This window comes from Catenuloplanes indicus (assembly GCF_030813715.1).
GTDB lineage: Bacteria > Actinomycetota > Actinomycetes > Mycobacteriales > Micromonosporaceae > Catenuloplanes > Catenuloplanes indicus.
On the sequence record NZ_JAUSUZ010000001.1, the window covers coordinates 936,681 to 950,313 of the forward strand.

Sequence of the window (13,633 nt, forward strand, 5' to 3'; positions counted from 1 at the left end):
TGTCCGCACCGGCCGGGACTCACGCAGGCTACGGGCGTGGCGAAGACAGAGATCCCGTCGGTGATCCAGGGTGGCATGGGTGTCGGTGTCTCCGGCTGGCGGCTGGCTCGCGCGGTGGCCGAGGCCGGGCAGCTCGGCGTGGTCTCCGGCGTGGCGCTCGACGCGCAGCTCGCCCGGCGGCTGCAGCGCGGGGACGAGGGCGGGCATCTGCGGCGGGCGCTGGCGGCGTTCCCGGTTCCGGCGTTGGCCACGGTGGTGCTCGACCGGTACTACGTGGCCGGTGGTGTGCCGGCGGGGCAGCCGATGCGGCCGGTGCCGAAGCTCGGGCTGCGGCAGCGGCTGCAGGCGCAGCTGCTGACCGTGATCGCCAACTTCGCCGAGGTGTTCCTGGCCAAGGAGGGGCACGACGGGGTGGTCGGCGTCAACTATCTGGAGAAGATCCAGACCTGCACGCCGGCGGCGGTGTACGGGGCGATGCTGGCCGGTGTCGACTACGTGCTGATGGGGGCCGGACTGCCCACGGAGATCCCGCGGCTGCTCGGCACGCTGGCGGCCGGACGGCGCGCGACGCTGCCGGTGACCGTGCACGGCGCACTGCCGGACGAGGACCACCACGTCACGCTCGACCCGGCCGAGGTGCTCGGCGAGGCCGCTGGACCGCTGCACCGGCCGCGGTTCCTGGCGATCGTCTCGTCCGCCACGCTGGCCGCGTACCTCGCGCGGGACGCGGCGACCCGGCCGGACGGGTTCGTGCTGGAGGGCCCGGTCGCCGGCGGGCACAGCGCGCGTCCCCGGGGCCGGCTGGTCCTGGACGACGACGGCGAACCGGTCTACGGCGCCCGGGACCGCGTCGACGTACCCGCGATGGTCGCTCTCGGTCTGCCGTTCTGGCTGGCCGGCGGCCAGTGCGGCCCGGAGTACCTGGCCGCGGCGAAACGTGCGGGCGCGGCCGGGGTCCAGGTCGGCAGCGCGTTCGCGCTGTGCCGGGAGTCCGCGCTGGACGACGGTCTGAAGCGGCGGCTCCGCGACGACACAGCCGCGGGCACGCTGACCGTGCGCAACGACGTGCGGGCGTCGCCGACCGGATTCCCCTTCAAGACCGCGTCGCTGCCCGGGACCGCCGCCGACGAGCGGGTGTACGCGGCCCGGCCCCGGATGTGCGATCTGAGTTATCTGCGCACGCCGTACCGGCGGGAGAACGGCGCGGTCGGCTACCGCTGCCCGGCGGAGCCGGTCGAGGAGTACGTGCGCAAGGGCGGCGCGGCCGGGGACACCGACGGCAGCCGCTGCCTGTGCAACGGCCTGATGGCCACGGCCGGCCTGGCACAGACGCGGCCCGGCGGACACCCGGAACCGCCGCTGGTCACACTCGGCCAGGATCTCGGGTTCCTGTCCCGGCTGACCGCGGACTACGGCGCGGCCGACGTCGTCCGCTACCTGCTGCGCACCTGACGGCCCGGCGGGACGCGCTCACGAGTCCACCGCGGCGACCGTGGCCGTGATCGTGGCCGGCACCTGCTCCGGCGGGACCGGCTTGGAGAACAGATAACCCTGACCGTACGGGCAGCCCATGCCGATCAGCGCGGCGCGCTGGCCGGCGTCCTCGATGCCCTCGGCGACCACGGTCAGGCCGAGGTCGCGGGCGAGCGTGACGATCGCGGCGACCAGTGCGGCCTGCCGGTCGCTGTGCACGACGTCGTCGATGAAGGACTTGTCGATCTTCAGGACGTCGACCGGGAGGTGCCGCAGGTAGCTCAGCGACGAGTAGCCGGTGCCGAAGTCGTCGATCGCGATCCGGACGCCGAGCCCGCGCAGCTCGCGCAGGTCCGCGAGCACCTGCTCGGTGTCGTGCAGCACCAGGCTCTCGGTGATCTCCAGCAGCAGCGCGGCCGGTGCCGCCCCGGTGCCGTCCAGCGCGGCGCGGACCTGGCCGACGAAGTCCGGGCGGCGGAACTGGCGCGCGGACACGTTCACGCTGACGTACGCCGGTGCGGCCGCCGGGTCGTCCCGCTGCCACCGGACGCACCGGTGCAGCGCCTCGCGCAGCGCCCATCCACCGATTCCGACGATCGCGCCGCTCTCCTCGGCCAGCTCGATGAAGTGGTACGGGCCGAGCAGCCCGCGCTCCGGGTGCTGCCAGCGCACCAGCGCTTCCACCCCGACCACCGCACCGGCCAGCAGGTCCACGATCGGCTGGTAGTGCAGCACGAACTGCTCCCGCTCGACCGCCTCGTGCAGCGCCTGCCGCAGCGCGGACCGTTCGATCATCGCGGTCTGCAGATCCGGCCGGTACCGTTTCCAGTCTCCCTTCCCGGCGCCCTTGGCCAGGTAGAGCGCCAGGTCCGCGTGCCGCAGCAACTCCGTCGGCGTGCTCGCGCCCGCGCTGGTGGCCACGCCGATGCTGGCCGCGCCGCTGGCCGCGAACCGGCCGCCGAGACCGTCGCTGACCTCGACCGGCGCCCGCAGCGCGGCGATCACTCGCGCGGCCAGGTCCTCGGCGCCGCCGGGCCCGTCCGCGTCCGCGACCAGGATCGCGAACTCGTCGCCGCCCATCCGCGCCGCCAGGTCGTCCGGCCCGACCGCGGCCGCGATCCGCTCGGCCACGCTGATCAGCACCTGGTCGCCGACCGCGTGCCCGAGCGTGTCGTTGACCTCCTTGAAGTCGTCCAGGTCGACGAAGAGCACGCCGATGCCGGTCCCGGCCAGCTCGGCGCGCGCGTACGACTGCTCCAGCCGGTCCCGGAACAGCACCCGGTTCGCGAGCCCGGTCAGGCTGTCGTGGAACGCCTGATGGGCCAGGTCGTTCTCCAGCCGGCGCCGCTCGGTCACGTCCCGCAGGGTGAGCACCAGGCCACGTACCGTCGGATCGTCCCGCAGGTCACGGACCGCGCACTCCACCTGCAGCAGGCACCGGTCGGCGCGGACCGCGATCAGGTCCACGCCGTTCACCCGGCCGCGCTCCGCCAGGCGCAGCGTCTCGTGATGGGTGTCCGCGATGATGTCGTGCAGCGGTGTCCCGGCCAGGTCCGGGTAGCCGAGCAGGACGGCCGCGGACGGGCTGGCGTAACGGATCCGCGCGTCGGCGCCGACGATCAGGATCACGTCCGACGCGCTCTGGATCAGCGTGCGGAAGTACGCCTCCCCCTCCCGCCGGCTCACCTCCGCGGCCAGCGCGGTGCGTTCCGTCATCAGCCCGTAGACGCGCGCCATCACCAGCACGAACATCAGCCCGGCCGCGGCCGCGATGATCGGCGCGTCGACCACCTCGCCGTGCATGTACTGCAGCAGCAGCACCGCCGGTGCGATCAGCGCGGCGCCGGTGAGCAGCACCAGCCGGCGCAGCGCGGCCCGCGGGCCGAGGTCCGGCTCGTCGGCCGGTTCGCCCGGGACCGCGGCCATCGACGGGTGCAGCGCGGCCAGCCCGGCGCAGCCGTACATCGCGATCCAGCCCAGGTCGACCGGGCCGCCGATCGCCCAGGTCGCGTCCAGCCGGGCGAGGCTGTACACGATGTCCGAGAAGAGCAGCCCGGCGATGGCCACGGTCAGCAGCCGCACCGCGGCCGGCTTGCGCCCCGGCGCCACCAGCAGCCGGAACAGCAGACCCAGGGACAACACGTCACCCACCGGGTACGCCACGGACAGCGACTTCTCGACCGCGCTCAGATCGGTGGCCCGCGCGTACGGCGCGACCAGGAACACCCAGGTGAGCAGCCCGAAACTGACCGTGGGCACCAGCGCGTCGAGCAGCGCGGCCCGGTTCCGGTCGCCGGGCCCGGCGGTGCGCACGAGCAGCAGCAGGCCGACGCCGAGCAGCAGGTAGACCAGCAGGTAGAGCACGTCCGCGACGCCCGGATACGGCGGCTGCACGTTCAGCGCGAGGTAGGTGTTGTTGATCGTGTCGCCGGTGACGAACACCAGCAGCGCGGCCGCGATCAGCAGCCACGCCGGCCACCGCGCCGGGCGGTGCAGCCGGACCCCGGCCACGATCGCACCCACGCCGCCGAGCCCGAGCAGCGCCCACGACTCCACCCGCCACGCCGGCCACACGTAGTAGACCGCGCTCAGCACCGCGAGCCCCACCAGGTAACCGGTGCGGCCGCTCCTGCCTGTCATGCCTTCCCCATCGGCAGGCTCAGGCGCGTCCTGACGCGTTCCGGGATCCGGAAAGCGACCGGCCGTCCCTTTCCCGGGCCGGCGGCGCCGAATCACGGAGGCGGACGCCGGGCGACGGCGCGGCGAGGGCCCGGATCGCTGCCCCGGTCTGCCGGGTCGCCTGCCCGCGGCACGGCCGCGTCGAGTACGGCCGGTGGTTCGCGCGCAGCGGCCCGGGCGCGCGCCCGGCGCCCGAGCCGCTGCCCGGCTCACCGCAGGCCGAACGCCCGCGTGATGAGCTGTTCGACCGTGTTGCCCCGGGTGTCGCGGGCACTGGTGCGCACCGTGACGAACCGGGCCGTCCGGGGCGCGGCGATCCGGGTGCTCCAGCCGTTCGGCTGCCGGCGGAGCGTCACCCGGTGCCAGGTGGCGCCGTCGTCGTACGAGACGTCGAGCGTGACCGTCCGTACCGTGCCGGGGTCGGTCGCCGTGGCGAGGGTTGACGTGGCGATCGTCAGGTCGAAGGTCCGTCTCGCCCGGCCGTCGCGGTCGGTGTCCACGTCGTAGTCGAGCTGGATCAGCGGTGGGCTGACCACCGTCCCCGGCTGCACGTCACCGGAGGTGAACGACCACTCGGTGCGGGTGCTGGTCGAGTACGGCCCGGCCCACGCGTCCCGGTTGTTCTCCGACACCAGCCGGTAGGGCAGCGCCGGTGCCGGCAGCGGGCCGGCGACCAGCAGCGGGTCGTACCGGTCGGTGGTGCTCACCAGCTTGTCGCCCTGATAGAGGGAGAGCCGGTTGTCCGCGCCCGGGTTCTCGCCGGTGTGCCCCGCGTGTGCGGCGCCCGAGTCGCCCCAGCCGGGGATGTTGGCGAAGAACCAGCCACCCTCCTGGCGGAAGATGTTGAGGCCGTCGGGCTCGTCCACCAGGCGGGGCCGCTGCACCGGGCCGAACCACCGCTGCCGGTTCACCGAACCGGCGCGGTACGCGGTCGGCGCGGTGTGCTGGGCCTGCTCCCCCGGGATCACCACGTTGGAGATCCACTTCCGCCCGGCGGTGACCCAGTCCGTGCGGTCACCGCGGGCCGGAGCCTCGGCGTAGTCCAGGAACATCGCCAGCCCGAGCGAATCGATCTCGGAGCGCTGCTCGATCGCGCGACCCGGCCGCCAGTTGTCGAACGACATGTCGACCCGGGCCAGATTGCCCGACGTGGCCCGGTAGGTGAGGTCCGCCGGCACCGCGCCGACGTAGTCGGTGACCAGGTCGTACGCGTACTCGGGGACCGGGTGCGAGGTGACGTCCAGCCGCACGCCGCGCTCGCGCTGGATGCGGGCGATGAGTTTCTCGCCCTCGTCGCGGGTGAGGGTGGCGACGGTGACCGGTGGCGGATCCGTCGGCATCCACACCGAACCCGGCCAGGGCTCGAGGCGCCCCGGACCGTCGTTGACCACGAGCAGCAGCTTGGCGCCCGCCGCGGCCGCCGCGGCCGCCGCGGCCGCCCGCTCCTCGATCGAGGTCTCGCCGCCGGCCCGGACGACCAGCGCCTTGCCACGCACGGCGCCGCCCAGCACCGCGTCGAGGCTGCGCACGGTGGAGGGCAACGGCGTCGCGCCGTGCCGCACCCGCAGGTCGTCGTAGCCGGCGACGGTCAGTTCGGGCTGGGCGAGACGCCAGCGTGCCGACGCGGTCAGGGTTCCGTCCGGCACCTTGCCGGTCGGCAGCACCCAGACGCTGTCGTACTGCGGTCCCGGGTACCACGCGTCCAGCCACGGGTTGCCGCCGGTGATGTCCCGGACGAGCGTGAACCGGGACGCGACCACCGTGGACGGCTGCGGGGTGGTCGCGGTCAGCCGGCGGGCCTTGGCCGCGTCGAAGACCACCGTGCGGTCCCCGTTCAGCGCGATACCGGTCACCGGGAGGACGGCCAGGCCCATCGAGCTCGGCCCGTGGACCCCCTCGACGTCGCCGGTCAGGTAGGCGGTGTACGTGCCCTCCGGCAGCCGCAGGTCGAGCGCCCCCGTCTCGTCGATCATCTGGATGACCGTCCGGTTCCGGCTCAGCACGACGACCACGCCGCCGAGCGGCTTGCCGCTCCGGTCCCGGCCGCGCAGCGCGAGCTGATGGCGGGCGCCCTCCTTGCCACCACCGACGGAGGTCCGCAGCCCGCCGGTCGCGGTCACGTAGCCGGCGAAGGTCTGCTCGGCCGGCACCCGGTCGAACGACGTCGTCACGGTCACCGAGGCGGTGCCGCGGGCCGGGACGGTGACCCGCGTCGCCGACAGGGTGACCAGGTCGAGCGAGGAGGCCAGCTCGAGCGTCACCGGCGTCGCGCCGATGTTGGTGTAGGTGATCTCCCGGTCGACCGGGCCGGCCGGCGCGGGATAGGACGGATATCCGAAGTTGACCGACCCGGTCGCGAAGACCGTGGCGCTCACCGACGCGGCGGCGTCGAGCCGGCCCGTCCCGCCCTGGTAGGCGGTCAGGTCCGGGGTGCCCTTGGTCGTGCTGACCAGCGCGTCCTTGAGCTGCTGCCCCTTCAACTCGGGGTGCGCGGCGGCGACCAGGGCCGCGGCGCCGGCGACGTGCGGCGTGGCCATCGACGTGCCGCTCATCGACAGGTAGGACCCCTCGCCGGTCTCGCTGAGGCGGGACCGGGCGGCCAGGATGTTCACGCCGGGCGCGGTCAGGTCGGGCTTGAGCGCCCGGTCGCCGGCCCGTGGCCCCTGGCTCGAGAAGTCGGCGAGCAGGTCGTTGCCGTCCACGGCGCCGACGGTCAGCGCCGCGTCGGCGGCGCCCGGCGTGCCCACGGTGGACGGGCGCGGGCCCGCGTTGCCGGCCGCGATGACGAACAGCGCGCCGGTCTCCGCGCTGAGCTGGTTCACGGCCACGCTCATCGGGTCCGTACCGTCGGTCGGGTCGCCGCCGAGGCTCATGCTGACGATGCGGGCGCGCTGCTCGCGGACCGCCCACTCCATGCCGCTGATGATCCACGACTCCTGGCCGGTGCCCCCGTTGTCGAGCACCTTACCGACGTGCAGGCGGGCGCCCGGCGCGACGCCGCGCTCCTTGCCGCCGGACGCGGCACCGCTGCCGGCGATCGTGGACGCGACGTGGGTGCCGTGGCCCATGCCGTCCTCGACCGACTCGCCGGGCACGAAGGACGCGGTCGCGGCGACCGCGCCGGCCAGGTCCGGGTGCTCGGTGTCGATCCCGGTGTCGAGCACGGCGACGTCGACGCCGGTACCGGTGTTGCCCCGCTGCCAGACCTCCGGCGCACCGATCTGCGCGGTGCTGTCGGCCAGCGCGGCCTCGGCCTTGCCGTCCAGCCAGATCTTCGTGACCGCCGAGGCCGATCGCGCGCCGGTCGCGGAGTCCAGGAACCGGCCGGACCGGTCCGCGGTCAGCGCGGCGCCGCCGATGCTGTCCAGCGGCCGGACCGCGGTGGTGCCGGGCAGCGCCGCGGTACGCATGGTGGCGGCCGGGTCGGCGTAGGTGACGATCAGCGGGATGCCGGCGCTGTGCGCGTCGTCGTAGCCGTCGGCCACCAGTTCGGTGACGTTGAACAGGTCCTCGTCGAGCAGACCGGAGGCCAGGTGCCGGAAAGCACCGTGCGGGTAGACGTACGTGTCGCCGTCCTTGACGTTCGACAGGTAGCCGGCCGGCTGGCCCGCGCGGTCACGGACCTGAACGCCGCCGTCGGCACCGACGGTCACGGTGTCGCCGGTGATCAGGGTGACGGTGGCGGCCGGGGCGCTCCGGGGTGGCGGCGCGGACGGGGCGGCATGGGCGGCCGGGGGGACGAACGCGACCGAGCTGGCGGTCAGCGCGACGAGCCCCAGCCCACGCAAGCGTGACAGTGACAACGAAACCTCGCGGATGATCGATGAACCGAGCACCGCTCACTATGAGGAGCTTCGATTACGTTGTGATCAACAGCCCGTATCAGGTGGACTTGTCCGGTCTGACGATGATCCGCCCCCCGTCATCGCACCCGGCATGCTCGGCAAGCACTCCCACCGCGCCCGGGGCCACATCGGCCGGATCGGCCGAATCCGTCTCCGACATGTCGGTGCCGCACAGACGCTACGGGGCCGGGGCGCCGGGCCCTGCCTGCGGCGAGTCCACGGCGGATGGTTCTCCGAAGGATGACCGGCCGGATTCGAGCGATCCGCACCGCGCCTCCCGGTCCGCGTCCGGTCGGCCGGGCCCTCCACCACCTGAGCTACGGTCATCGTGCCCGCACCAGGGATCGAACCTGGGGCCTCCGCCGTGTGAAAGCGGCGCTCTTCCGCTGAGCCATACGGGCGTCGTGTTCCGAGCCGGACTCGAACCGGAGACCTCCGCCACGTCGGGGCGGCGCTCTCCCGGCTGAGCTATCGGAACCCGGCTGAGCTATCGGAACGTGCGTTGCGGAGACGGGGCGAGTCGAACGCCCACGGGTGTTACCCCCAACCGTTTTCGAGACGGTGGCCGGCGCCGGTCGGCTGGCGTCTCCATCCGCGGGCGCGTGCCCGCTCGTCGGGATGGCCGGATTCGAACCGGCGGCCCCTCGGCCCCCAGCCGAGTGCGCTGACCGTGCTGCGCCACATCCCGTTGCGTACCGTGCCTCTGGGAAGAATCGAACTTCCGCATCCGGCTTCGTAGGCCGGCGCTCTATCCGCTGAGCTACAGAGGCGTGGAGGAGAGTGAGGGATTCGAACCCTCGGCAGAGGTGTCGCACCCCTGCTGCGGTGTAGCAAACCGCCGCCTTGGACCGCTCGGCCAACTCTCCGTCGTCGCAGGCCCCGGTGTCGAACCGGGCAATCCGCCCTTATGAGGGGCGGCCGGGCAGCCGGCCCGCCTGCGGTTAATCACTGTCGTGCGCTGCGGGCGGAGGATTCGAACCTCCATCGCCCGGGTCAGAGCCGGGTGTGCTGCCGGTTGCACCAGCCCGCATCGGGACTCCCGGGCCGCCGCCTGAACCGGCGGCCCGGGGAGTCACCTGGCCAGGACCGCCCAGGTGGGGGCGGCCGGCCGGAATCGCAGGGGCATGCGCGCCTCGGCCGGCGTGCGATCACCCTTGCGCTGGTTACACGCGCCGCACGCGGCGACGGTGTTGGACCACGCGTTGCGGCCGCCGCGCGAGCGGGGCATGACGTGGTCGATGGTCGAGGCGTGGCCGCCGCAGTAGGCGCAGCGCCGGCCGTCCCGGACCAGCACCCCGCCCCGGGACCAGGCCGGGCCACGCGAGTGGCGCCAGCGGGTCACCACGTAGGAGACCAGCCGCACCACGGTCGGGACCGGCCACACGCCGATCTGCGTGTCGGGCCGCGACTCGTGAACCTCCGCCACGCGGCGCACCAGCATCCGCACCGCGTGGCGGAGACTGACCCGGTGCAACGGGCCGAGGTCGGCGTTCAGCACCAGCACGTCCACCGGATCCTCCCTTCATGTCGTCATTGATCTGCTGTCGAGAGCGGTTACGGGGAGTCGAACCCCGGTCTGCTGCATGGCAAGCAGCCGCACTGCCGTTGTGCTACAACCGCATGGAAAACCATCCGCTGTGGAATTTTCAACGACCATTCCGTACGCATTCAAATGCGCACGGCAAACGCACGGGTGACAGGATTCGAACCTGCGACTCACGGTTTTGGAGACCGTTGCTCCACCGATTGAGCTACACCCGTATGCCGACACGAAAAAGCCGCCCGGTCCGGTCGCGGACGCAGGCGGCGGGTGATGCCGGGGGATCCCTACCCCAGGCCGCACCAGCGCTGCGCGCCGCGAAGAACGCCGTGACCTCGGAATGATGAACCGGGTCGCCCGGCCATGGCGACGGGACTCTGCGGTGCCTGCCACATCATGTCGGGGCTCATCCACGTCATCGCCGGTCACCTCTTCCTCTCTGTCGCGTTCTCGCTCGGTGCTGGAATACACGTTAGTGACCCCGCGCAACCCGCACAACCTTTTTTGGAACCCATCCCACCGGTACGTCCGGGAGCGCGCGAATAACGACTGGTAGGGTCCCCGATCATGCGGATCAGAAAGCAGATGCGCGGGAACCGGCACCACGCACCACGGGCCGGCTCGGCGGCGCCGCACACCGCACCGGCCGCGACCCACGCCGAGCTGGCCGCGGTGCACACCGAACTGACCGCGATGCGCGCCGAGCTGGCCGCCGTGCGCGCCGAGCTGGCCGCGCTGCGTGCCGCGGTCACCGCGTCGGGGCCGGCCGGTGATGAGGCGGGCACCGGAGGCGACGACATCGTGGACCGCTACCTGGCGTGGCGGTCCGGGCCGCTGGTCCGGATCGGGAAGGCGCTGGCCCGCAGGTCCGGCACCCCGGCGAGCGGCGACCAGCCGGTCCGGTGGCGCGGCGCCGCGATGCGCACGCTGTGCCAGGTCCTGCTGGCCCCGTCCATCGACGCCGCCGATCGGCACCGTCTCGTCGGCGACGCGGTCACCGATCTGCTCGGCGACACCGGCTGGCGGAACGACGCGGACCTGATCCGCGCGCTGATCGAGGTCCGCGACACCGCGGCTCCGCTGGCCGGCACGGTCCGCGCGGACGAGTGGGACTGGCCCGCGCCCGGCACCCCGATCACCCGCCACGAGCCGCTGCCCGGCTCCGACGGCACCCACGTCGCGCTGGTGGTGGCACCGGGCCTGCGCACGGCACCGCCGCTGGTCGTCGCGGGCTGACCACCGGCCTCACAGCGGCAGCAGGTCCATGCTGAGCTCGTGCCGGATCGACCACTCCGCATCGTCGCCGGTGATCTCCGGGAAGCCACCGTAGGTGAAGACGACGTTCAGGTAGGAGACGAACGGCATGGCCGCGTCGACCCGGAACGAACCGTCGGCACAGCCGTCCGGGAGCAGGAATCCGTACGGGTCGCCGCCGCTGGTGTTGGCCTTGTGCAACGCGTCCGGCGCGACTGCGAGCACGAACGGCCCCCACTCCGGTCTGTGGTGTGCCCGGCATCGCTCGTGCGTCTCGCGCATCGACCCGTAGCGCGGGTTCAGCGAACCCTCCAGCTCGATCACCAGCGGGTCGCCGGAGCTGGAATCCGGCCACTCCGGGTGCGTGCCGACCAGCCACACGTCGCCGACGTACCGGATCCAGGACCGCAGCGTCATCGGGATCTCGCCGAAGGTGGACTCCAGCCAGTTCGCGTACGCCGTCGCGTCCGGCGTCGGTGGCGCGTACGGCGTGGCCGGGGTCTGCTCGTCGTCGTTGTGGTGGAAGCGGTAGCCGGCCGCGGTCAGCCGCGCCACGAGCAGCTCGACGTTGTGCCGCGCGCGGCGGGCCATCTCGTCGCAGACCTCCTGCGCCTCCGCCGCGAGCGCGGGATCGTCGCGGACGGACCGGCCGAGCTGGCGCAGCTCGTGCCAGACGCGCTCGCGGTCACCCGCGTGGTAGCGGTCGAGCAGGCCGGGCGCGGTCATCAGGCCCAGCCCGCCGGGTTGCTGCAGGTCTCGCGGGAGATGCCGGAGTCGGTGTCGGGCCAGGCGTCGAAGCGGTCCTGGTGCTGGTGGGCGAAGAAGTAGCACATGCGCTCGAGTTCTGCGTCCGGCACCGCGTAGGCCGGGTCGGCCTGGACGGTCTCGTAGTAGTCCCGGCCGAGCGCGACGATGAACCCGCGGGCGTAGAGAAAACCGTCGTCCGAACCGTCCGTCACGTCGTGGACGTCCCGGCGGTCGATGTCGTACAGCTTGCGCTCGACGACCCGGTCCAGCGCCACCAGCTCCGCCGCGGTCAGCTCCGCGGTCGCCGCGCTCAGCCGCTCCAGGAAGCGGTTCAGCCAGGCGTCGATCGCATACAGATCGTTCTCCGCGTCGCCGGCCGGGTCACGGGTCAGCAGCGCCCGCCGCAGCGCGGCCGGCTCCTCCCCCAGCGTCGCCCACGCACCCTCGACGAGCGCCCAGAACCGGTCCTCTTCCTCGGCGGCCGGAACCCGCCCCCGCACAGTCTCAGTCACGCCGCGCAATCTAACGCCCCCCACCGACATTTTCCGCGGCCGCTGCCAACGGCGGCACGCGCCGGAGCCGCCGCGGCGGACGACGGTTCCGTGTGGAGCACCGGTAGATTGCGGGGGTGAGCGGGTCGCGGCAGGCCGGGGCGGTCGTCGGGTCGGCGGTCGGTGACGCGCTGGGGGCGCCGTTCGAGTTCGGGCCGGCCGGGGCGTTCGCGGCGCGGTTCCCGGTGCTCGGCGGCGGTCCGAACGAGATGTGCGGTGGCGGCGGCTGGGAGCCCGGTGAGGCGACCGACGATACGCAGATGGCCGTGCTGGTCGCGGATTCGCTGCTGGAACGCGGCCGTCTCGATCCGGCGGACGTCTTCGCGCGGTTCCGGCGGTGGGCGGCCGCCGAGCCGAAGGACATCGGCCTGCAGACCGAGATCGTGCTGACCGGGGGCCTGCCCTGGGATCGCGCCGCGGCCGACCATGCCGCGCGGCACCGGCGTGCCGCCGGGAACGGGTCGCTGATGCGCGCGACCACGGCCGCCGTCCACTTCGCCGCCCGCGGCCGGGCCGCGACCATGGCCGCGGGCCGCACGCTCTCCGCGCTGACCCACGGTGACCCGGCGGCCGGTGAGGGCTGCGCGGCCTATCACGAGCTGATCCGGATCGCCGTCGCCGGTGGCGACGTGCCGGCTGCCGTACCGGCCACGGTCGCCGCGCTGCACCCCGGTGAACGTGACCGCTGGGCCACGGTGCTGGACCCGTCGTGGGAGCCCGGCGACGCCACCGAGTCCAACGGCGCGGTCTGGCCCACGCTCGGCTGCGCCCTCTGGGCGTTGCGCACCACCGGCACCTTCCCGGACGCGGTCCGCGCGGCGATCGACCTCGGCGGGGACACCGACACGATCGCGGCGGTGACCGGTGGGCTCGCCGGTGCGGTGTACGGCCTGGACGCGATTCCGCGGCGTTGGCGCGACCGGCTCTTCGTGCCGATGCCCGGCGCCGCGCCGCTCGACGAGGCCGCCCTGATCCGGCTGGCCGGCGCGCTCGGCGCATGAAGCCGGCTGCTACGCGAGGGTCGACAGGGCGACGAAGACCGCGACGAGGGCGATCAGGCCGAGGAACGCGGCGACGTCGATGGCCGCGACGGCCGCGAGTTTGCGGCCCGGGGTGAGGGAGCTGCGGGTGACGTGCATGCTGGCGATGAAGGCCGGTACGGCGAAGATCGCGCCGAGGACCAGCCCACCGAACACGATGAGCAGGATCGGCAGCAGCACCAGCGCCCTCAGCGAGCCGGGCAGCGGCGGGGCGGTGCGATAGGTGGCGTCGTGCGTGAGGATGTTCGGGAACGGGTCGGCCACGCCGCGCTTGAGCTTCACCAGCAGCGGGGTGCCGGTCTCGCCGGGCAGCAGGAAGTCGTTGCCCCGGAGCCGCTGGGCGGGCAGCCCGTTGACCATGACGTCGGGGCGGCCCAGCACCGGCTGCGTGACGGAGACCCAGCCGGCGACGCCCGGAATGGCGATCGGTGTCGTTTGCACGAGCAGTGACCCTAGGGCCGGAAGCCGTTGCCACACAAGATCTTTCACAAACCATCGGGGGTA

At 73.2% G+C, this 13,633-nt stretch carries 9 protein-coding genes and 9 tRNA genes; 3 read left to right on the top strand and 15 right to left on the bottom strand.

Translation table 11 applies throughout. The features are described from left to right. Positions 1-75 precede the first annotated feature (75 nt). Entirely contained in the window at positions 76-1,452 is a 1,377-nt protein-coding gene (locus J2S42_RS04445) for a nitronate monooxygenase (RefSeq protein WP_307248616.1), read from the top strand. Positions 1,453-1,470: 18 nt separating this feature from the next. Here J2S42_RS04445 and J2S42_RS04450 read toward each other — a convergent pair whose 3' ends face one another. The 12 genes from J2S42_RS04450 to J2S42_RS04505 all read right to left on the bottom strand — a co-directional run bounded on the left by J2S42_RS04450 (position 1,471) and on the right by J2S42_RS04505 (position 9,758). After that, the gene (locus J2S42_RS04450) at positions 1,471-4,113 is read right to left on the bottom strand and encodes a putative bifunctional diguanylate cyclase/phosphodiesterase (protein ID WP_307235475.1); all 2,643 of its coding nucleotides are present in this window, start codon (positions 4,111-4,113) and stop codon (positions 1,471-1,473) included. Positions 4,114-4,361: 248 nt separating this feature from the next. Then, the gene (locus J2S42_RS04455; RefSeq protein ID WP_307235477.1) at positions 4,362-7,955 is read right to left on the bottom strand and encodes a S8 family serine peptidase; all 3,594 of its coding nucleotides are present in this window, start codon (positions 7,953-7,955) and stop codon (positions 4,362-4,364) included. Between the two features lie 371 nt (positions 7,956-8,326). Further along, positions 8,327-8,398, bottom strand: a tRNA-Val gene (locus tag J2S42_RS04460). Positions 8,399-8,402: 4 nt separating this feature from the next. Further along, positions 8,403-8,475: transfer RNA gene (locus J2S42_RS04465), tRNA-Val, on the bottom strand. 27 nt (positions 8,476-8,502) lie between these two features. Continuing rightward, positions 8,503-8,587: transfer RNA gene (locus tag J2S42_RS04470), tRNA-Ser, on the bottom strand. 23 nt (positions 8,588-8,610) lie between these two features. Then, a tRNA-Pro gene (locus J2S42_RS04475) sits at positions 8,611-8,685 on the bottom strand. Positions 8,686-8,695: 10 nt separating this feature from the next. Further along, a tRNA-Arg gene (locus tag J2S42_RS04480) sits at positions 8,696-8,767 on the bottom strand. Between the two features lies 1 nt (position 8,768). Beyond that, a tRNA-Ser gene (locus tag J2S42_RS04485) sits at positions 8,769-8,863 on the bottom strand. A gap of 92 nt (positions 8,864-8,955) precedes the next feature. Then, positions 8,956-9,027 (bottom strand) — tRNA-Gln (locus J2S42_RS04490). A gap of 42 nt (positions 9,028-9,069) precedes the next feature. Further along, on the bottom strand, positions 9,070-9,507 hold the full coding sequence (locus J2S42_RS04495) for an HNH endonuclease (RefSeq protein WP_307235479.1): 438 nt from the start codon (positions 9,505-9,507) through the stop codon (positions 9,070-9,072). 39 nt (positions 9,508-9,546) lie between these two features. Continuing rightward, a tRNA-Gly gene (locus J2S42_RS04500) sits at positions 9,547-9,617 on the bottom strand. 68 nt (positions 9,618-9,685) lie between these two features. Further along, positions 9,686-9,758, bottom strand: a tRNA-Trp gene (locus tag J2S42_RS04505). Positions 9,759-10,104: 346 nt separating this feature from the next. Between J2S42_RS04505 and J2S42_RS04510 the strand changes: the two genes are divergently transcribed. After that, a complete protein-coding gene (locus J2S42_RS04510; RefSeq protein WP_307235481.1) occupies positions 10,105-10,773 on the top strand; it encodes a hypothetical protein in 669 nt (222 codons plus the stop codon). 9 nt (positions 10,774-10,782) lie between these two features. Here the strand turns inward: J2S42_RS04510 and J2S42_RS04515 are convergent, their stop codons facing one another. Further along, positions 10,783-11,517: a hypothetical protein gene (locus tag J2S42_RS04515; RefSeq protein ID WP_307235482.1), complete on the bottom strand. Its 735-nt coding sequence runs from the start codon at positions 11,515-11,517 to the stop codon at positions 10,783-10,785. After that, on the bottom strand, positions 11,517-12,050 hold the full coding sequence (locus J2S42_RS04520) for a DUF4240 domain-containing protein (protein ID WP_307235484.1): 534 nt from the start codon (positions 12,048-12,050) through the stop codon (positions 11,517-11,519). Before J2S42_RS04520 ends, J2S42_RS04515 begins: the two co-directional genes overlap by 1 nt. 116 nt (positions 12,051-12,166) lie before the next feature. Between J2S42_RS04520 and J2S42_RS04525 the strand changes: the two genes are divergently transcribed. Continuing rightward, the gene (locus tag J2S42_RS04525) at positions 12,167-13,090 is read left to right on the top strand and encodes an ADP-ribosylglycohydrolase family protein (protein ID WP_307235486.1); all 924 of its coding nucleotides are present in this window, start codon (positions 12,167-12,169) and stop codon (positions 13,088-13,090) included. Between the two features lie 9 nt (positions 13,091-13,099). Here the strand turns inward: J2S42_RS04525 and J2S42_RS04530 are convergent, their stop codons facing one another. Beyond that, positions 13,100-13,570, bottom strand: a complete 471-nt coding sequence (locus tag J2S42_RS04530) for a hypothetical protein (RefSeq protein WP_307235488.1) — start codon at positions 13,568-13,570, stop codon at positions 13,100-13,102. Between the last annotated feature and the right edge of the window lie 63 nt (positions 13,571-13,633).

Coding starts and splice junctions, on each gene's coding strand:
- J2S42_RS04445 (WP_307248616.1), top strand. CDS start 76: ATGGGTGTCGGTGTCTCCGGCTGGCGGCTGGCTCGCGCGGTGGCCGAG.
- J2S42_RS04510 (WP_307235481.1), top strand. CDS start 10,105: ATGCGGATCAGAAAGCAGATGCGCGGGAACCGGCACCACGCACCACGG.
- J2S42_RS04515 (WP_307235482.1), bottom strand. CDS start 11,517: ATGACCGCGCCCGGCCTGCTCGACCGCTACCACGCGGGTGACCGCGAG.
- J2S42_RS04450 (WP_307235475.1), bottom strand. CDS start 4,113: ATGACAGGCAGGAGCGGCCGCACCGGTTACCTGGTGGGGCTCGCGGTG.